The organism is Hyphomonas sp. CACIAM 19H1 (assembly GCF_003325995.1).
Lineage (GTDB): Bacteria > Pseudomonadota > Alphaproteobacteria > Caulobacterales > Hyphomonadaceae > Hyphomonas > Hyphomonas polymorpha.
On the sequence record NZ_CP016437.1, the window covers coordinates 1,881,693 to 1,900,629 of the forward strand.

Annotated in this window: 14 protein-coding genes; 3 read left to right on the forward strand and 11 right to left on the reverse strand. The window is 63.6% G+C overall.

Going from position 1 to position 18,937, the window contains the following annotated elements:
* Nucleotides 1–31: 31 nt before the first annotated feature.
* Genes addA through tsaE form a run of 5 tightly spaced genes read right to left on the reverse strand, consistent with a single transcriptional unit; the run spans nt 32 to nt 8,838 of the window.
* Nucleotides 32–3,541: a double-strand break repair helicase AddA gene (addA, locus tag BBF93_RS08825; protein ID WP_162786488.1), complete on the reverse strand. Its 3,510-nt coding sequence runs from the start codon at nt 3,539–3,541 to the stop codon at nt 32–34.
* Nucleotides 3,534–6,587, reverse strand: coding sequence for a double-strand break repair protein AddB (addB, locus tag BBF93_RS08830; protein WP_162786489.1), 3,054 nt, complete (start codon nt 6,585–6,587; stop codon nt 3,534–3,536). The genes addA and addB overlap by 8 nt, the downstream gene beginning before the upstream one ends.
* Nucleotides 6,577–7,302: a nucleotidyltransferase family protein gene (locus BBF93_RS08835; protein WP_114105667.1), complete on the reverse strand. Its 726-nt coding sequence runs from the start codon at nt 7,300–7,302 to the stop codon at nt 6,577–6,579. Before BBF93_RS08835 ends, addB begins: the two co-directional genes overlap by 11 nt.
* Nucleotides 7,299–8,399, reverse strand: coding sequence for an aminoglycoside phosphotransferase family protein (locus BBF93_RS08840; RefSeq protein WP_114105668.1), 1,101 nt, complete (start codon nt 8,397–8,399; stop codon nt 7,299–7,301). The genes BBF93_RS08835 and BBF93_RS08840 overlap by 4 nt, the downstream gene beginning before the upstream one ends.
* Nucleotides 8,383–8,838, reverse strand: coding sequence for a tRNA (adenosine(37)-N6)-threonylcarbamoyltransferase complex ATPase subunit type 1 TsaE (gene tsaE / locus BBF93_RS08845; protein ID WP_035596074.1), 456 nt, complete (start codon nt 8,836–8,838; stop codon nt 8,383–8,385). Before tsaE ends, BBF93_RS08840 begins: the two co-directional genes overlap by 17 nt.
* Nucleotides 8,839–8,993: 155 nt before the next feature.
* Between tsaE and BBF93_RS08850 the strand changes: the two genes are divergently transcribed.
* From BBF93_RS08850 to BBF93_RS08860, 3 genes are all read left to right on the forward strand, one after another.
* The gene (locus BBF93_RS08850) at nt 8,994–10,238 is read left to right on the forward strand and encodes an NAD(P)/FAD-dependent oxidoreductase (protein WP_114105669.1); all 1,245 of its coding nucleotides are present in this window, start codon (nt 8,994–8,996) and stop codon (nt 10,236–10,238) included.
* 17 nt (nt 10,239–10,255) lie between these two features.
* On the forward strand, nt 10,256–10,576 hold the full coding sequence (locus BBF93_RS08855) for a 2Fe-2S iron-sulfur cluster-binding protein (protein ID WP_035596070.1): 321 nt from the start codon (nt 10,256–10,258) through the stop codon (nt 10,574–10,576).
* A gap of 132 nt (nt 10,577–10,708) precedes the next feature.
* Complete coding sequence (locus tag BBF93_RS08860; RefSeq protein WP_114105670.1) at nt 10,709–11,494, forward strand: thioesterase family protein; 786 nt, start codon at nt 10,709–10,711, stop codon at nt 11,492–11,494.
* Nucleotides 11,495–11,563: 69 nt separating this feature from the next.
* Here the strand turns inward: BBF93_RS08860 and BBF93_RS08865 are convergent, their stop codons facing one another.
* From BBF93_RS08865 to BBF93_RS08890, 6 genes are all read right to left on the reverse strand, one after another.
* Complete coding sequence (locus BBF93_RS08865) at nt 11,564–11,971, reverse strand: F0F1 ATP synthase subunit epsilon (RefSeq protein ID WP_035596065.1); 408 nt, start codon at nt 11,969–11,971, stop codon at nt 11,564–11,566.
* Nucleotides 11,972–11,982: 11 nt separating this feature from the next.
* Nucleotides 11,983–13,410 carry a F0F1 ATP synthase subunit beta gene (gene atpD, locus BBF93_RS08870; protein WP_035596062.1) on the reverse strand — a complete coding sequence of 476 codons (1,428 nt, stop codon included), beginning with the start codon at nt 13,408–13,410 and terminating at the stop codon, nt 11,983–11,985.
* 45 nt (nt 13,411–13,455) lie between these two features.
* Nucleotides 13,456–14,334 (reverse strand): F0F1 ATP synthase subunit gamma, encoded by an 879-nt coding sequence (locus BBF93_RS08875; protein WP_114105671.1) that lies wholly within the window; start codon nt 14,332–14,334, stop codon nt 13,456–13,458.
* Nucleotides 14,335–14,369: 35 nt separating this feature from the next.
* Nucleotides 14,370–15,905: a F0F1 ATP synthase subunit alpha gene (gene atpA / locus BBF93_RS08880; protein WP_035596056.1), complete on the reverse strand. Its 1,536-nt coding sequence runs from the start codon at nt 15,903–15,905 to the stop codon at nt 14,370–14,372.
* Nucleotides 15,906–15,913: 8 nt separating this feature from the next.
* The gene (gene atpH / locus BBF93_RS08885; protein WP_233349326.1) at nt 15,914–16,474 is read right to left on the reverse strand and encodes an ATP synthase F1 subunit delta; all 561 of its coding nucleotides are present in this window, start codon (nt 16,472–16,474) and stop codon (nt 15,914–15,916) included.
* Nucleotides 16,475–16,667: 193 nt separating this feature from the next.
* Entirely contained in the window at nt 16,668–18,857 is a 2,190-nt protein-coding gene (locus BBF93_RS08890; protein WP_114105673.1) for a primosomal protein N', read from the reverse strand.
* Nucleotides 18,858–18,937: the final 80 nt, after the last annotated feature.

The window sequence follows — 18,937 nt, forward strand, 5'->3', positions numbered from 1 at the left end:
GAGTGTGATACATAGGGACTCTCGGGCCAAGTCAAACCATGCCACGCGCACTTGTGAGAACTGCTAAAAGCTGCGCTTCCGGCAGGCGCATCAGGCGCGGCCCATCCGTCCAGCAGAGCGCGGCCACGACTTCCCGGTCCGGAAAGGCGGTCTTCAGCACCGCCCAATAGGCCGCCATCTGCGCCACATAGGTATCGGCCACGTCTTCGGGCCTGTCCGGTGCGGGCTGGTCGGTCTTGAAGTCAATCACCAGCACCTGCGCCGGGGTCACCACCAGCCGGTCCACCCGGCCGTTGATCACCGTGCCCTCCGGCAGCTCCGGTGACCGCCCGATAATCGCCGCCTCAGCCCGCCCACCAGGCTGAAAGATCGCGCCAAGCGCAGGATCACGCATCACGCCGAGAGCCGCCGCCTTCATCTCCGCCCGCTGCGCCGCCGTCAGCTCCCCATCGCGGGAAAGGTAGGCATCCGCTGCCGCTTCCCGTTTCTCCTCGGGCAATTCCGGTAGGTATTGCAGCAAGGCATGGATGGCACGCCCGCGCTTCAGGCGCTCCTCCCGCGCCGCATCGAACGGTGCCACAATCCGCGTCTTGGGGCCGAGCAGGCTCGTCGGCGCAGACAGTTTCCGCACCACCGGATCAGCCTGCGGCGGCGTCAACGCCCAGCCCGGCAGCCCGCCCGAAGGGGTCTCGTTGGGCGACGCTCCTCCGGCGCCCGCAACGGAAACCTTGCCAAAGCGCAGCCCCAGCTCGAAGTCTTCCGGTGCCAGCGCGGCCATCGCCATGTCGCAGAGGGCATACCAGGAATCCTTTTCGTAGCCGGTCTTCCCTTCGCCTGCCTGCCCCTGCCAGTGGCCAGCAATGATCAGCCGGTCCTGCGCCCGTGTCAGCGCGACATATAGCAGGCGCCGGTGTTCCTCCCGCGCTTTGGTTTCTGCAATGGCGCGCGCTCGTTTCGACGCTTCCGCATCCGTATCCTTGCGCGGAGACCACACCACCGCATTGGCACTCGCCAGCACGGCAGGCGCGCTCGTCTTTGGCTTGGACGTCGTATCCGGCAGGATCACCACCGGCGCCTGAAGCCCCTTGGCGCCATGCACTGTCATCACACGCACTTCGCGCCCGGCTTCTGCCAGGTCGCGCTTGATCTCGACCGCCTCGGCCTCCATCGCTGCCACGAAAGACTGCAGCGAGGATGGCCCCGCGCTGTCATGGCCAAGGGCGCGAGACAGAAGCGCCTCGATGGGATCACGCGCCGGCGTGCCGAGGCGCGCATTCAGCAGTTCCCATCCTGTCAGCCCGCCTTCCCCCACCCTGTCGAGCACATGGCTCAGGAACTCGTAAGGCGGCAGGTGCGCGCGGTCGAACAATCCCTGAAGAAAACGTGCCGCCCGCTGAACATCCGGGTCATCGCTCGCCTTCACACGGGACCAGAGCGTTTCCCCCTTCGCCCGGCGCGAGGCGAGCGGGAACAGGTATTGATCGTCATCCACCAGTCCGCAGAACGGTCCCCGCAAAATTTCCGCCAACGTCAGATCGCGCAGGTCCAGCGTCGCAAACCGCATCAGGTTCAGACAGTCCTGCACCCCGATGAAATCCGTCAGGATCAGCCGGTCAGCGCCCGCGACTGGCAACCCTTCTGCCTTCAGCGCTGTAATCAGCGAGTCAAACAGGCCGCCTTGCCGCTTGCTCACCAGGATCAGCACGTCTTCCGGCCGCATCGCCCGCTCGGCCTTGCCCTCCCAGATCGTTTCGCCCCGATCGATCATCTGCCGCACGGCCCGCGCTACACCTGCCGCCAGCTTTGCCTTGGGCGAGGTCGCCCGCACCACGTCCACCGGACGCTCCCACGCATCGGTTTCATCATCTGGCACCTTCGGTTCAATCGGCCAGATTTCCACCGCGCCATGCTGATCCCAACGCCGCGCCGTATGCTGAATATCGTTGGCAGTCTGCGGCGGAGCGCCACCAATCCCCACATCAATCGGCGGCGACCGATTCCACACTGTATCCACAAATGTCAGCACTTCGGGCGCTGAGCGGAATGACATCAGCATTTCCACGCCGGTAGCGCCCGGCATCCGCTCGGTCAGCCGCTGCGTTTCCTTCAGCAGCCGCTCCGGCTCTGCGCCCTGGAACGAATAGATCGACTGCTTCTCGTCCCCCACAATGAACATTGTGCGCGGGTCTTGCGAATAGTCACGGCCTTCCCCAGCGCCAAATTCGTTCGTCAGCGCCCGGATTAAATCCCACTGCTCGGGGCTCGTATCCTGCGCCTCGTCCAGCAACACATGAGAGATGCTGCCATCCAGCTTGTAGAGCACCCAGCTCGCCATCCCTTCGGCTTCCAGCAGTTCCCGCGTCTTCTGGATCAGGTCGTCAAAGTCCAGCGCCCCGCGGCGCGCTTTCTCGTCCCGGTAGGCCTCCAGCGCCGGCAGGCCGATGCGGATCAATGCTGCCGTGCGCGCAAACGACCGCGCCCGCTGCAATGTCTCCACCAGCGCGCGCACCCGCGCCGTCTCCCGGCCTTCGCCGTCCTTTATCTGGAAATACTCCTGCAGGAGCGGGCAAAGCTCGCCGGTCTTCTTGGTGTAGGGGTTCTGCGCCCGGAACTCGCCCTTCTCCGTGAGGAAAAAGGGCGCATACGCCGCCCAAACTGCCCCGGGCGTTTCCGCCGCCAGCGTCTGCTCCAGCGCTTCGGCCCGCTTCTGATCCGTCGTTGTGCCCGAGAGCAGCGCGCGCAACGCCTCGCGGATCGCTTCCCTCGGCAAGGCATCGCCCATCGCTGCCGCCAGGATTTCCTCCGGCGTCTCGCGAGACGCGCCCAGATCGCCCCGCAAGGCTTCCATCATGTGCTCAATGACGAAATCATGCCGCTCGGCGAACCGCATCACGGCCGCGCCTGAACCTTTCAGCGCGTCGAGCGCGCTTGAGGCCCCCTCACTGATGGCTTCCCGCGTGATCAGCGCCAGATCCTCCGGCGCCGCGCTGGCCGCCTCAAGGATCGCGCGCTCCTTGGCCGTCTGCCACAGCGCCCGCGCGTCCCGGTCTTCCATCTCCGTAAAGCCCGGCACCACCCCCGCCTCGAGCGGAAACCGCCGCAGGATACGCGCGCAGAACGCATGAATCGTCTCGATCCGCAGGCCGCCCGGCGTTTCCAGCGCGCGCGCAAACAGCCGCCGCGCATCGCGCAGATCGTCCCTCGAATAGCTCTCCGCCGTCCGCCCCTCCAGCTTGGCGAGGGCCTCTCGGAGGCTGTCATCCTCCTTCACCGCCCAATCGCCCAGCGTACGGAAAAGCCGCGTCAGCATCTCGTTCGCTGCCGCGCGGGTGTAGGTGATACAGAGGATCGAATCCGGCTCTGCCCCAGGCCGCCCATCCTCGCGCCGCAGCAGCAGGCGCGCCACCCGGTCGATCAGAACCTTGGTCTTGCCACTGCCTGCATTCGCCGTGGCAAAGGCCGAAACGGTGGGCTTCGCCGCGTCGGCCTGCGCCTTCACCGCCGCGTCAAATGCTTCCTGATGCCGGGCATGTTCACTCATCGCCGCCATCCCCGCCCGGTGTATCCCGATTCCATTCCGCCCGCCGCGCCAGCAGATTATATCCGTAGTCATACTTCACGAACTGCACCCGCGGCGCAGATGCATACACTGCCGCTGGATCACGATACGCCGCGATCAGGCGCACATAGCCGTCTTCCGCCGCCGCGATCAGTTCTGCCAGAGATTTCGGGCTGCTTTTGCTCTCGCCAATCCGCCGCGCCTCGGGTCGCCCCCGGATAGACACATATTCCAGCGCTTCGACCGGCGCAGCCCGGACATTCTGAAACCCGCCTTTGGCCGCAATGATCGCCTGCAACGGCATCTGCTGATCATAACCCGCATCAATGGCCTTGTCCGTAGGCGGCAGACCCGTCTTGAAGTCCACAATCACCAGAGCGCCCGTCGCCGTCCGCTCGATCCGGTCTGCCGTCGCCGACAGCTCGAAGGGATGCCCGGCAATATCGCTGCGATATTCCCCGCGCACCTCGCGCAGAATGCCGCCTGAAACGTCCCGCTCCCGGCGCCAGTCCAGATACCAGCCGGCCACATCCTGCCAGATGGCCAGACGCCCCGCCCAGGCGGATTCCGGCTCCCCGGTCCGCGCAAGCTCCTCGCGGATCAGCGTCAGCAGCGTTTCGGCATCCTTCGCAACGCCATCTGCCTCAAACGCATCCAAGGCCGCATGGATTGCCGTTCCGCGCAGATTGCTTGCCAGCGGCGCGCCCAGCACATCCACCTGGCGAAGCCCCAGAACGGACTCCGCCCAGATCGAATAGGGGTCACGCTGCAACCGGTCGACCCGCGTTACAGAAAGCCGGCGGGGCCAGTCCTCCGGCGCGCGCTTCTTCGGCTTTGGCTCGGCACTGAAATCTGCCGGCAGGCTGCCTAATCCGCGTGTCTGAAGGGCGTTCACCCAATCCAGAAGATGGCGTGTTTCGCCCTTGAGCAGCTTCGCCGTCCGCTCCCCGAACGCGCCCTCCGCCAATGTCCGCAACCGCCATACCCAGCGGGACGCCACCGCCGGGCTGTCATCCCGCCGCGCGGCATACAGCATTACCACATGCGGCGCCGCCGCCAGTTGCGCAAAGTCGTGCGCCGAAAGGCCCATCCGCTCTTCCGGATCATTCAGCCCCAGAGGCGCGCGAAACCGGCGCGGCAGGAAGGCATCGGCGGGCGGCTTCTCAGGCCATACATCTTCGTTGAGGCCCGCAAGGATCAACCTGTCCGCAGACTGAAGACGCGCCTCCAGCGGACCCCAGATAGAGAGCCGAGGATGCTCTGGCTGACCCGTCTGCACGGGCAGCGTGGAGGATTCCGCATCGACCAGATCGGCAAAGGCTTCCGGACTCATCTCCCCCAGGAACGGCCCTAGTTCGGCCAGCCGCTGCAGAAGGTTTGAGGCCCCTGCGCCGTCCTCGCCTGCCCAGGGCATCGGCGTTTGGCTGATCGCGCCGGACAGATCGGCCACGCGCCTTGCGGCCTCCTCCGCCGTCACTGCCTCCAGACTGGAAAAGTCCGATCCCGTCTCTTCCATGATCCCGGCAAGGCGGCGCACCAGAAGAATTGCCTCATCCTGGTCTTCCCGCTGGAAAGGCGAATGCTGCTCCAGCTTGTCGCGAATGTCGATGCTGTGGGCGAGATCATCCAGGCTTTTCCAGCGGCGCGGCCCCCTCAGGAAATAAAGGTCCAGCTTTCCTGAATCCATCTTTCCACGAACAAAAGGATGCTTCAGCACAGCTGCCAAGACAGCTGGTTCGCCGGGGTCGGCCGCCCAGCGCGCGCAAAGCCCGATCAGGCTTCCCGCCAGCGTCCGCCCCAGGGGCACAGGCGCCGAAGGCGGCACATGTATGCCCCACCGGCCGAGCAGCGCGGAAACTCGCCGCGCAAGGCCTGCGTCGGGCGTCACCAGAGCCGCCGTCTCCCCAGGCCGCTCCAGCGTCTCCCGCATCAGCAGCGCGGCGGCTTCTGCTTCCGCCGCTTCGTTTGGTGTTTCTGCCACGCTGAGGCCCTTCAGGCCGTCGCGCACAAATTCCTCAATCGGTTGCCCGCCCGCGAGGGCCAGTTCTTCCAGCGTCGCGCGCCAGTCCGCTGTCTCTTCGGCGGGCGCCAGCGCTTCATGGATCAGGCGCACGCGCGCGCGCGCAGGCGCATCGGCAGAGATCCCCGGCCACGGCACAACGCTCTCCGGCGGCCTGCCCAGCGCCTTCAGGGTACGTATCAGCGTGTTCTGCGGGTGGCCCGGCGCGCTGATCACCGCGTCCCACTGCCGCTCGTTCAGCGCCGTATCGAGCCCTGGCAACACAATCAGGCCCATGGGTAATTCCAGAACTGCCCGCATCAGGATGCGTCCCGGCGGCGTTGCTCCAGTGGAGCCGGCAATGATCACAGGTCCGGCAGGCGGCGCTTTCTGCCAATGGTCAGCCAGCGCCCGCGCCGCGCGTAACCGCTCTTTGTAGGGATCAGATGCCCGGTTCTCGGCCAGCCATTCCGGCCAGAGCTGGGTGACGATCTTTAGGAAATCTGCCGAACGCGACCAGTGCGAGGCAAGGTCGCCCAGGCTCAACGTCTCCAGCCGGCTCCAGTCGGCGTCTTCGCTCATTGCCGCCTGCTCCAGCAGACGGCCCAGCTCCCGCGCTGCCGAAAGGGCGGAGGCCGGCGGCAGGTCAATGCCCATGGCGCTCTGATAATAATGGCGCACCAGCGTCGACAGAACGCCCAGTTGCCGCGCGCCCGAAAGCGGGGGCACGGCGCCGGAAAGGGCCTGTTCGGCAATCGGCGGTGGCTCTCCGCTGTCCAGATCACCCAATGCCCGGATGTCCGGAGGTAGGATCGTCTGTTCCCCCGCCGCATCATAGAGCGCCAGCGACAATGCGCGCGCAGACCGGCGGTTGGGCACATAGATAATAGCATCGGCCAGCGCGTCTGGCTTGGTGGCGAGCGATGTCTCCTCGGCCAGCGCGCGCGCAAGTTCCTTCACAAAGGCCGTGCCCGGCGCAATCGTCCGGATGCGCGAGGCATCCGGGCCGAACAGCGCGTCAGCCGCCATGACAGGCCACCCACATTTCGGCATCTTTCAGCGCCTGCGGGTCGCCCACATGCAACCAGAAAGAATCAAGCGTCAGGCCCCGCAAGCGCCCCTGGGGGATCAAGCCATCCCAGATGCGCAGCGCCGAAAACCGCTCCACCGGCTGCCCGTCATAAACCTGCGGCTTGATGATCCGTACGCCCGCATAGGCCCAGGGCGCCCTCGCCGCCGTGCCGCGCCGGGTCAGGCGGCCTTCGCCGTCCATGAAGAAGTCGCCCGGCCCGTCAAAGCCCAGCGCCCGTCCGGTGTCAGCCACCAGAAGGCGCTCATCCTCCTGCGCCGGGTCAAATGCCTGCGCCAGCGCCAACAGCGGATCAGCCACCTCGGGAAACCAGAAGGCATCAGTATTCAGCACAAACACCGGCTCCTCGCCCAGCAGCGGCCGCGCCTTGGCCAGGCCCCCGCCAGTCTCCAGCACCTCGCCGCGCTCGTCGGACACGATCACTTCGAAATCCGTCAGCGTTTCCAGATACGCCTCAATCTGCTCCGGCAGGTAATGCACATTCACCACCAGGCGCTTCACGCCTGCCGTCTTCAGCGGGCCGATCACCCGGTCAATCAGCCTGCGCCCGCGCACCGGGATCAGCGGCTTGGGGCAGTCATTGGTCAGCGGCCGCATGCGCGTGCCGAGACCTGCGGCAAGCACCATCGCCGTATGCGGAACCGGAACGCTCATGCCTTGGCCTCAAATACGAAGGGGGTCTGCTCCATGACGAACGCCCGCATGCCTGCCAGCGAAGGGTGGGCCAGATTACGGGCGAGGATGGAAAGCTGCCGGGGCTGGAACTCACCATAACGGGGCTTCTTGTCCCGATGCTGCAGGCGGGAGAAGACACCCGCAATCCGCAAGGCATTGAGGGCGCCGATTACGGCCAACCGCTCCTCAAAATCCATCCGGTCCTGTCCGGTTTTGTCCAGAAATGTCCGGATGGCGTCTTCCGCTGCCGCCGCTGAGACGGCTCTGCGCGCGTCCTGGGTCAGCATTGCCATGTCCCAGGCGTCCCAGCCGCGCACCGCGTCCTGAAAGTCCAGAAGACCCACCCGGCCACCCGCCAACCACAGCAGATTTTCCGCATGATAGTCCCGCAGCGTGAAAGCCCTCGGAAAAGACATGGCTTTTCCGATCAGCGCGTTCCGCTCGGCCTCCCAGCGCGCCCGCGCTGCGCCTGTCAGCTTGGTTCCGCCCGCTTCCAGCGGCAACCAGTCGGCATAGAGATCGGCATTGGCCCCCAGCGCGACCGCGTCGAAGTCCAGGATCGGCCAGACAATCCCATCCTTTTCAAGCCGCTGCGGCACCGGCGCCGCGTGGAGAAGTGCCAGCGTCTCTGCGGCCGCGCGGTAAAGCGTCTGCTCGTCCGCCTCGCCCCGCTCAATCATCCGGGCAAACTCGCGCCCCTCGCCAAAATCCTCGATCAGCGCAAAGCCTTGCGCCGGATCGAACGCATATACCTCCGGCGCTTCCAGCCCCAGGCTGCGCAGATGCCCGGCAATCAGCGCGAACGCCTCGACACGCGAGGCCGCCAACCGCGTCATCGCGTTCCAGCCCATTTTCTCGCGCAATGCCCGGTCAGCCTCCGGCGGGCAGGGATCATCCTCAACCCTCGGCGCGTCCATCAGCAGGGCGCTGGCGCCATCTTCTCTGAGGAGGCGGATATAGCGGCGGGTCGAAGCATCCTGGCCAAGGGATTTGCGATTTGCCCGGTCCCATCCATCGCCCACGCTGGCGAGGAACCGGTCAATCTCATGCGTGCGCGAGTCAGAGGCTGAATCCATGCAGCCGTTCCTGCCAGCCTTCGCCCCTCGGTTCCAGCCTCACCCGGCGCTGATCGCCCTGAATTTCAAGCAACACGTCCAGACGCTGCTTCGGCAAGTGCCGTCCGGCCCGCTCCGGCCATTCCACCAGAGCCGCCCCCTCGACCGTATCATCCCAACCCAGCTCCTCTACCCCGTCTGGATCATCCAGCCGGTAGAGGTCGAAATGCCAGAGCGGAAAGTCTGGCCCCTCATAAACCTGGACCAGTGTGTAAGTAGGGCTCGGCACCTCTTCCCCCTCCCCCAGCAGGGCCTGGATCAGCCCGCGCGTCAGGGTCGTCTTGCCCGCGCCGAGGTCGCCATGCAGGGCTACGAAATCGCCTGCGCGCAGGATCTTGGCCAGTGCCCCCCCCAGCGCCAGCGTCGCCGCCTCATCCGCAAGATCGAAAGTTGTCGCCATGCTCTCTCTTAGTCTTGCGCTGCCGCTACGCAACCTCGGTTTAACCAGATTGTGTGACGGAGTGACCCGGCTTGCAGTGCTTGCACGCTGCGTTACAAGTGCTTACAACCGAGCAAAAGTTGACGCTAGCGTCATTATAGGAAACAGGGGGCGTCGTGGACCTTTCGGGCGCAGATAAGATTGTGATTGCCGGCGCCGGACAGGCGGCAGCGCAGGCTGTCCAGTCTTTGCGCCAGGGTGGGTATAAGGGCGCGCTCACGATTGTCGGGGAAGAAACCGCGCTGCCCTATCAGCGCCCGCCGCTCTCCAAGGCCTATATGAAGGGCGAGATGGATGAGGAGCGGCTCTATTTCAAACCCGCCGCCTGGTATCAGGACAATAATATCGAGGTCATTCTCGGCGCCCATGCGACGCGGATCGACCGCGCCGCCCGCCAGCTGCACATCGAACATGGCGGTGTGCTGGACTATGACGCCCTGATCCTCGCCACCGGTTCCCGCCCGCGCAAGCTGCCCTGCCAGGGCGCCGATCTCGCGGGCGTCCATGACCTGCGCACCCTGTCTGACGTCGAGCGCATCCGCCCGCAGATGGTTTCCGGGCGCCGCATGGTGATCATCGGCGCGGGCTATATCGGCCTGGAGGCCGCGGCTGTGGCCTGCACCATGGGCCTTGAGGTGACTGTTCTGGAAATGGCGCCCCGCGTGCTTGCCCGCGTCACCAGCCCGGTGATGAGCGACTTCTACGCCCATGAGCACACTGCCAAAGGCGTGAAGATCCTGACGAATACGGCCCTTTCGCATCTCGATGGCGCCGATGGCGCTGTCAGCGCTGCCGTGCTGGCCGATGGCACCCGTCTGCCGGCGGACATTGTCCTCGTCGGCATTGGCATCCTGCCCAATGAGGAACTGGCAAAAGACGCCGGCATCGCCTGCGCCAACGGTATCCTGACAGACCGGGACGGGCGCACCTCAGACCCGCGCGTCTTCGCGGCCGGTGACTGCGCCAGCCGCCCGCTGGTGCATTACGGCCGCACGGGCCGCCTTGAGAGCGTCCACAACGCCATCGAACAGGGCAAGCTGGTGGCCGCCGCCATCCTTGGCCTTCCCCGGCCAGCCGAAGACTGCCCCTGGTTCTGGTCGGACCAATATGATCTCAAACTCCAGATCGCCGGCCTCAGCACGGATTATGACACCATCGTCCTGCGCGGCGATCCGAAGGCCCGGAAGTTTGCCGCCTTCTATCTGCGTCAGGGTACGCTGATTGCCGTTGACGCGGTCAACAGTGCCCCCGAATTCCTGGCCTCGAAGAAACTCATCATGGCAGGCGCAAAGATTGCACCTGAAATACTCAGCGACACATCAATCCCGATGAAAGACATCGCCGCAACTGCAGCGGCCTGAAGGAGACGGAAACCCACATGGCAAAGATCACCTATATTTCGCATGACGGCACCGAACGCACGGTGGAAGCGAAGAACGGCGAATCTGTAATGGAAGCGGCGATCAAAAATTCCATTCCGGGAATTGACGCTGATTGCGGCGGGGCCTGCGCCTGCGCCACCTGCCATGTCTATGTCGACGAGGCCTTCCTGGAGAAAACCGGGGTTCAGGAAGAGATGGAAAAGTCGATGCTGGACTTTGCAGAGAACGTGAAGCCGAACTCGCGCCTCTCCTGCCAGATCAAGGTAACCGACTCCCTCGACGGCCTTCGCGTTTCCACCCCGGAAAGCCAGCACTAAGCCAGCCCCCGGAATTGCTTTCACGCCCCGGCCCGCCAGCCGGGGCGTTTTCATGTGACGCAACGTGACGGGTTGGTTCTTTTTCGGAACTATGCTGGCGTGTCACCTGTCCACCCTCCCAGGAGCAGACCGATGAACTACACTGAGTTGCTGTCCTCGATCTCCAGAACAGCCGACGGCACGCACCGCACCAATATTCCCGAGACATGGATGCAGGGCCGCACCGCCTATGGCGGGCTCACCGCCGCACTCTGCCTGGAGGCCGCACGGTCCCTTGCGCCCGGCCTGCCCGCCCGCGCCGCTCAGATAGCCTTTGTCGGCCCTGTGAATGGTGAGGTCACCTGCAAGGCCGAAGTGCTGCGGCAGGGAAAGAACACGGTCTTTGTTTCCGTACGGATGACAGGTGCAGACGGCGTGCTGGCCGAAGCCATCATGACATTCGGCGCCCCCCGCCAGTCCTCAATTGATCTGGTTGATCTGCCTGCGCCCGAATTGCCGGCCCCGGAAGATGTCCCCCCCTATTTCCGGAACCATCAGGGGCCCGCCTTCGCCCAGAATTTCGACATGCTGATCGCCGGAGGCACCCCGCCTATGTCCGGCGCGGACAAGGCAGACGTTTCGATCTGGATGCGCCACAAGGACCCGGCCACGCCAATGGACGCGACCTCTCTGCTGGCCTTGGCCGATGCGCCCCCTCCCGCCACCATGGCAATGTTCCGTGAACCGGGCCGCATCAGCTCAATGACATGGATGGCGGAATTCCTCACAGAGGACATCGAGACACAGGATCGCTGGTTCCTCGCCCGGCATGTCGCCCAGACGGCGCGCAACGGATATTCCAGCCAGGAAATGCTGCTCTGGAACAAGCAACGCCAGCCTATCATGGTGGGCCGTCAGACCATTGCCGTGTTTGTATAAGCAGATCTTCTGCGCAAACAAAAAACCCCGGCCAGTCAGCCGGGGTTTTTTAATTGATCAGTATCCTTATCAGTTGGCGAGCGCGCTGCGCAGGCCTTCCAGATACGAAATCTGATGCTCGTAGACAGCGCGCTTGCTGTCCCCGGCGTCCAGTTCAAGCAGCTTGATCTTCGCCGCCTCGATCTCGACATCGATCTCCTGCGCATTCGCATCGGAAAGATTGCGAGCTTCTTCAGCAAGGATCGTGAGGCCGGCGGGAGTCACGTCAGCAAAACCGCCGCGCACATAAAAGCGATATCGCACAACATCGCCTTCCAGAACGCGCACAACGCCGTTCTTGAGCGTCGTCATGAACGGCGCATGGTTCACCAGCACGCCGAACTCGCCTTCCGTGCCCGGAGCGATCACATGATCGACCTCGCCCGAGAACAGCTCCCGGGCAGGCGACACGAGCGAGAAGTGCAGCTTGTCAGCCATCAACTAATTCCTCAGGCAGCTTCCGCCATCAGCTTCGCGGCTTTGGCTTTCGCTTCCTCGATGTTGCCAACCATGTAGAAGGCCGGCTCCGGCAGATGGTCGAACTCGCCGCTGATCAGGCCTTTGAAGCCCTTGATCGTGTCTTCGAGTTTCACCTGCACACCCGGCGAACCGGTGAACACCTGCGCAACGTCGAATGGCTGCGAAAGGAAACGCTCGACTTTACGGGCGCGGGCAACGGTGATCTTGTCGTCTTCCGACAGCTCGTCCATGCCGAGGATGGCGATGATGTCCTGAAGCTCTTTATATTTCTGCAGGATCTGCTGAACGCCGCGGGCGACTTCGTAGTGCTCTTCACCGACAACCATCGGGTCGAGAATACGCGAGGTGGAGTCGAGCGGATCCACAGCCGGGTAGATACCTTTTTCAGCGATCGAGCGCGAGAGAACCGTCGTTGCGTCAAGGTGAGCAAACGAGGTTGCCGGCGCCGGGTCGGTAAGGTCGTCCGCGGGAACGTAGACGGCCTGAACCGAGGTGATCGATCCCTTGTTGGTCGAGGTGATGCGCTCCTGAAGGGCGCCCATATCGGTGGCCAGCGTCGGCTGGTAACCCACAGCTGAAGGAATACGGCCGAGCAGCGCGGACACTTCCGAACCGGCCTGCGTGAAGCGGAAGATGTTGTCGACGAAGAATAGAACGTCCTTGCCTTCCACATCGCGGAAGTATTCGGCTTGCGTCAGACCGGTCAGAGCCACGCGGGCACGGGCGCCCGGCGGCTCGTTCATCTGGCCATAGACCAGCGACATCCGGCTTTCGCCTTCCAGGTTGATGACGTTCGACTCGATCATCTCGTGATAGAGGTCGTTGCCCTCACGCGTCCGCTCGCCGACGCCCGCGAACACCGAGTAACCGCCGAACAGTTTGGCGATGTTGTTCACGAGTTCCATGATGAGAACCGTCTTGCCCACGCCGGCGCCGCCGAACAGGCCGATCTTGCCGCCTTTGGCGTAGGGGCAGAGAAGGTCGATAACCTTGATACCCGTCACGAGCACTTCGGCTTCCGTCGACTGGTCAACGAACTCCGGGGCCGGAGCGTGGATCGGACGGAGCAGATCGGTGGTCACCGGACCGCGCTCGTCAATCGGCTGGCCGATGACGTTCATGATGCGGCCGAGCGTGGCCGGACCAACCGGAACCATGATCGACTTGCCGGTGTCAGAGACCGGCTGGCCGCGGACGAGACCTTCGGTCGAGTCCATGGCGATGGTACGAACCGTGTTCTCGCCGAGGTGCTGCGCAACTTCCAGAACCAGGCGGTTGCCGTTGTTGTCAGTCTCGAGTGCGTTCAGGATCGACGGCAGTTCGCCATCAAATTCTACGTCAACGACGGCGCCGATGACCTGGGATACACGGCCTTTGGCGTTTGCGGGGGTGCTCATCTGATCGTCTCCTCGGGAGATGAAGTATTCTGGTCTGGTTAGCGTCTAGAGGGCTTCGGCCCCGGAGATGATCTCGATCAGCTCCTTGGTAATCTGTGCCTGGCGTGCCCGGTTGTATTTCAGGTTCAGCGCCTTGATCAGGTCCTTGGCATTGCGGGTCGCGTTGTCCATTGCGGTCATGCGGCTCGCCTGCTCACCCGCCGAGCTTTCCAGCATGGCGGACAGGATCTGGGTATTGATGTAGCGCGGCAGAAGCGTTTCGAGGATGGCTTCCTCGGACGGTTCGTAGATGTACTGCGCGCCGCCCAGATCGATCGCCGGTGCGCCTGCAGGCGCTGTTGCCGGGATCAGCTGCTGAGCCGTCGGAACCTGCGAGAGCACGTTCTTGAACTGCGAATAGATCAACGTGGCAACGTCAAACTCGCCATTCTCGAAGCCCTGGGTGAGCCTCTGGCCGACCGACAGCGCCGCATCGGCGAAGTTGTTGCTCTTCACGTCCGCAAGGCTGATGTGTCCGGCAAACTGAGCAGCGTACTCACGCGCCAGAACTTCGCGGCCCTTCTTGCCGATGGTCAGAACTTTGACGGTCTTCCCTTCGGATTGAAGTTGCTGGATCTTCTGGCGGGCAAGCTTGGCCACATAGGCGTTGAAGCCGCCAGCGAGGCCGCGTTCCGCCGTCATGACCACGATCAGATGGGTCTGGTCGTTTCCGTTACCGGTCAGCAGTTTCGGGCCACCCTGGCCAGTCGTTGCGGCGAGGTTTGCGAGAACCGCGGCCAGACGCTCAGCATAGGGCCGCGCCGCCGTCGCGGCGTCCTGCGCGCGCTTCAGCTTGGCGGCAGCCACCAGCTGCATCGCCTTCGTGATCTTCTGCGTGGATTTCACGCTTCCGATCCGGTTCTTAAGGTCCTTCAAGCTGGGCATGTCAGGCCTTTACCGTCCTTGGTCCACTCAACAGATCAGGCGAATTTCGAAGTGAAATCGTCCAGCGCTTTCTTGATCTCGTCTTCGATCTCGCTGGTGAGTTCTTTCTTCTCACGAAGCTTGGCGAGAAGGTCTTTCTTCGCGCCGCGCATGTGGACGAGCAGTTCTCTCTCGTAGCGGGTCACATCTTTCAGATCGACCTTGTCGAGATAGCCGCGCGTACCGGCGTAGATGATGACGACCTGCTCTTCCATCAGCAGCGGCGAGTATTGCGGCTGTTTCAGGAGTTCCGTCAGGCGGGCACCGCGGTTCAGCAGGCGCTGGGTCGCAGCATCAAGGTCCGAACCGAACTTCGCGAAGGCAGCCATCTCGCGATACTGGGCGAGTTCACCCTTCATCGAGCCGGCAACTTTCTTCATCGCCTTCGTCTGAGCCGCCGAACCCACGCGGGACACCGACAGACCGACGTTAACGGCCGGGCGGATACCCGAGTTGAAGAGGTCGGTTTCGAGGAAGATCTGACCATCGGTGATCGAGATCACGTTGGTCGGAATGTAGGCCGACACGTCGTTTGCCTGGGTCTCGATGACCGGCAGAGCGGTCAGCGAGCCGTTACCGTTGTCGTCGTTCAGCTTCGCAGCGCGCTCAAGCAGGCGCGAGTGGAGGTAGAACACGTCGCCCGGATAGGCTTCGCGGCCCGGCGGGCGGCGCAGCAGCAGCGACATCTGACGATAAGCAACAGCCTGCTTGGAAAGGTCATCATAGATGATCAGGGCGTGCATGCCGTTATCGCGGAACCACTCACCCATGGCGCAGCCGGTGAACGGCGCGAGGTACTGAAGCGGAGCAGCTTCCGAGGCCGTTGCCGAAACAACGATCGTGTAGTCGAGCGCGCCACGCTCTTCGAGTGCCTTTACAACCTGGGCAACCGTCGAACGCTTCTGACCGATTGCGACGTAGACGCAGAACAGCTTGTCCTTGTCGGATTTCGCCGCGTCGTTCGTCGGTTTCTGGTTCAGGATGGTATCGATGCAGATCGCGGTCTTGCCGGTCTGACGGTCACCGATGATCAGCTCGCGCTGGCCACGGCCAACCGGGATCATGCCGTCGATCGCCTTGATACCCGTCATCATCGGCTCATGAACCGATTTACGCGGGATGATGCCCGGCGCCTTCACGTCCACGCGGGCGCGGCTGGCGACATCTTTCAGGGGGCCTTTGCCGTCGATCGGCTCACCCAGCGCGTTCACGACGCGGCCAAGGAGGCCTTTGCCAACGGGGGCAGCCACGATCTCGGACGTCCGCTTGACGGTGTCGCCCTCTTTGATGTTGCGGTCTTCGCCGAAGATCACGACGCCGACGTTATCTTTCTCGAGGTTCAGGGCCATGCCCTTGATGCCGCCATCGAACTCCACGAGTTCGCCGGCCTGCACGCTGTCGAGACCATAGATACGGGCGATACCGTCACCGACGGAAAGCACCTGGCCAACGTCCGAGACTTCAGCTTCGACGCCGAAATTCTCGATCTGAGACTTCAGGATGCCCGAAATTTCTGCAGGTGAAATGTCCATCGAGCTTCTTATGCTCCCTTCATCACGGTGTTCATGCGTTCAAGTTTCTTGGCGACGCTGGCGTCCACGAGCTTCGAGCCCAGGCGGAGCTGGATGCCACCAATCAGCGAAGCATCCACTTCGCTGGTGAGTTCAACTTCGCCGCCAACCATCTTGGCAAGCAGCGATTCGATCCGGGACTTTTCAGCGCCGGTCATTTCTTGTGCGGTGCGAACAATCGCGCGCTGAACGCCGCGCTGTTTCGCATAGAATTGGTCAAAGGCGAATTCGGCGCCCAGAATGTCCCCGGCGCGGCCGTTGGCGGCCATCGTGCCGAGGAACTTGCCGAAGAGAGCCGAATAGCCAGCTTTTTTGGCGATTTCTGCCAGCGCAGACACTTTCACGTCGCGGCCAAAAGCGGGGGAATCGAGCAGCTTGCGCAGATCATCCGAGGATTTGATGAGCGCGGCAAAAGCCCGGAAATCCTTGTGGACGGAGGCCAGGTCGCCCCTCTCCTGCGCCAGGTCAAAGAGCGCGCGAGCGTAGCGCTGGGCCGTTTCGCTTGTCTGGATCACGTTTGAGGCAGGCAAGGTCTTGAAATCCGTCTCAGTTAGGGGGCGGAAATGCCCTAATAAAAGTCAGGCGGGCGGCGCTCGCGAAACAGGCACCCCCCCAAGGTTGTGCGGCGCTTATCATTAGAAATTAGCGCTGACAACAGCCCCGCCGCTGACCCGTCATGCGGCGAAATGGCCGCAAACCGGAGCTCCCGCAGGGAAAGGCGCTTCAGAGAAAAGAATAAGGGTCGATATCGACCGAAATCCGAACCTGCGCCGGAAGTTTCAGGCGCGCTGTCCAGGCGGTCATATATGCCGAGAGATCCACGATTCTGGGGCTTTTGATCAGGAACCGCCGCCTGTGGCGCCCGCGCAGCACGGTGATGGGCGCCGGCGCCGGCCCGAACACCTCGATTCCCTCTCCATTGGGGGCAGCGGCAGCAATTTCGAGGGCGGTTTTATCCACAAGTTCTGCCGACGGCGCAGACAGGATCATCGCGGCCAGGCGCCCGAAGGGAGGCAGCACCAATTCGGCGCGGACATCTCGTTCGATCTGGAGGAAACCGTCCCGGTCATTGGCGGCCAGCGCCTCCATGGCGGGGTTATCCGGCGCGTAAGTCTGCACCAGTGCCCGGCCCGGACGCTCCGCCCGCCCTGCCCGGCCCGCCACCTGGCTCAGTAGCTGATAGGTACGCTCGCCGGCCCGCAGATCGCCGCCCTTGAGGCCGCTATCGGCGTCAACCACGCCCACCAGCGTCAGATTCGGGAAGTTATGCCCCTTGGCGACGATCTGGGTGCCGATCATCACATCGATCTCGCCCCGCTCCATCCGCTCCACCAGGCTGCGGACAGCATCGCCGCCCTGCGCCGTATCTGAAGAAAAAATCTCGATCCGGGCGTTGGGCAGCAGAACGCGCACCTCTTCGGCGACCCGTTCCACACCGGGGCCGACGCCCATCAGCGAATCAGCTGCGCCGCAATGGGGGCATTTGGCAGGCTTCGGAATGGAATAGCCGGTAACGTGGCAAACCAGCCGGCCGGAATAGCGGTGCTCCGTCAGCCAATTTTCGGTGCCGGGTGTTTTCAGCCTTTCCCCGCAGGCTTTGCAGATGACGAGGGGGGCATAACCACGGCGGTTGAGGAACAGCAGGGATTGCTCGCCATTGGCGAGTGTCTGGATCAGCGCACGCTCCAGCACCGGCGACAGCCATTTGCCCTTTGCGGGCGGGGCCTTGCGCAGGTCTACAAGCTCAATATCCGGCAGGCGAGAAGCACCGGGCCGGGCCGACAGGCGCAGGCGCACATACCGGCCAGCCTCCGCATTTACAGCGGTTTCCAAGGCAGGCGTGGCCGAAGCGAGGATCACCTGCCCGCCTTCCATCTTGGCCCGCATCACCGCCAGATCGCGGGCATGATAGGTAACGCCGTCTTCCTGTTTGAAGGAGGTGTCATGCTCCTCATCGACGATGATGAGGCGCAGCTTGCGGTAGGGCAGGAAAAGGGCCGAGCGGGCGCCGATCACGATGCGGGCGCGGCCATGGACAGCCTCACGCCAGGTGCGGCGGCGATCCTTGGGGTTCATGCCGGAATGCCAGGGCGCGGGCGCGGCGCCAAAACGCGCCTGAAAGCGGGCGAGGATCGCTTGCGTCAGCGCAATTTCCGGTAACAAAACAAGGATCTGCGCTTCAGGATCCGAGCGGAGTGTTTCGGCAATCGCCTCGAAATACACTTCCGTCTTGCCCGATCCCGTCACCCCGTCGAGCAGGAAGGCGGAGAAACCACCCTGTTGGATAGCAGCGCGCAATTCCACCGCCGCAGTGGCCTGTTCGCCTGTCAGGCTGGCGCCAGGAAGATCCGGATCGGGGATCGCGAAGGGCGGGTCGCTGTCGATTTCCACAGGCTCCAGCGCGCCGGCCTCAACCATGCCTTTGACAACCCCGGACGAGACGTTTGCTGCCGCGGCGATGTCAGCGGCAGCCAGCAGATGGTCGTTTCCGGACATTTCCGGACAATTCCGGTACACATCGAGCACCTTCTGGCGCGCGGGCGTCATCCGCTCGGGCAAAGTCCCTGTCAGCCTGTAGCGTGTCTCGACCGGGGACGGCAGAAGGCCGTCCCGCGCCCGCAGGGCCATTGCAAGCACCTGCCCCGGATGGGTGACGGTGTAGCGGGCAACCCATGCCAGGAACTCGCGCATCGGCGCGCCCATGGGCGGCGCCTCATAGACCGCCGTGACAGGCTTGAGCTTGCGACCGGAGCTCACCTCATCGCCCAGCACCTCAACCACCATGCCCAGCCGGTCATACGGGCCGACCGGGGCAGCGACATAGGCGCCTGGTTCCAGCCCCATCCCTTCCGGCACCGTGTAATCGAACGGTTCGGGCAGCGGCAGGGTGAAGAGGATTCGCGCAACGGCCATGCCCTCGGCTTATCGCTTTGGCCGGGGGGCGTCATCCCGTCTGCGCACCGGGAAGCTGGATCAGTTGGCGCAGGAAGTCT

Coding starts and splice junctions, on each gene's coding strand:
- addA (WP_162786488.1), bottom strand. CDS start 3,541: ATGAGTGAACATGCCCGGCATCAGGAAGCATTTGACGCGGCGGTGAAG.
- addB (WP_162786489.1), bottom strand. CDS start 6,587: ATGGCGGCTGACGCGCTGTTCGGCCCGGATGCCTCGCGCATCCGGACG.
- BBF93_RS08835 (WP_114105667.1), bottom strand. CDS start 7,302: ATGAGCGTTCCGGTTCCGCATACGGCGATGGTGCTTGCCGCAGGTCTC.
- BBF93_RS08840 (WP_114105668.1), bottom strand. CDS start 8,399: ATGGATTCAGCCTCTGACTCGCGCACGCATGAGATTGACCGGTTCCTC.
- tsaE (WP_035596074.1), bottom strand. CDS start 8,838: ATGGCGACAACTTTCGATCTTGCGGATGAGGCGGCGACGCTGGCGCTG.
- BBF93_RS08855 (WP_035596070.1), top strand. CDS start 10,256: ATGGCAAAGATCACCTATATTTCGCATGACGGCACCGAACGCACGGTG.
- BBF93_RS08860 (WP_114105670.1), top strand. CDS start 10,709: ATGAACTACACTGAGTTGCTGTCCTCGATCTCCAGAACAGCCGACGGC.
- BBF93_RS08865 (WP_035596065.1), bottom strand. CDS start 11,971: ATGGCTGACAAGCTGCACTTCTCGCTCGTGTCGCCTGCCCGGGAGCTG.
- atpD (WP_035596062.1), bottom strand. CDS start 13,410: ATGAGCACCCCCGCAAACGCCAAAGGCCGTGTATCCCAGGTCATCGGC.
- BBF93_RS08875 (WP_114105671.1), bottom strand. CDS start 14,334: ATGCCCAGCTTGAAGGACCTTAAGAACCGGATCGGAAGCGTGAAATCC.
- atpA (WP_035596056.1), bottom strand. CDS start 15,905: ATGGACATTTCACCTGCAGAAATTTCGGGCATCCTGAAGTCTCAGATC.
- BBF93_RS08890 (WP_114105673.1), bottom strand. CDS start 18,857: ATGGCCGTTGCGCGAATCCTCTTCACCCTGCCGCTGCCCGAACCGTTC.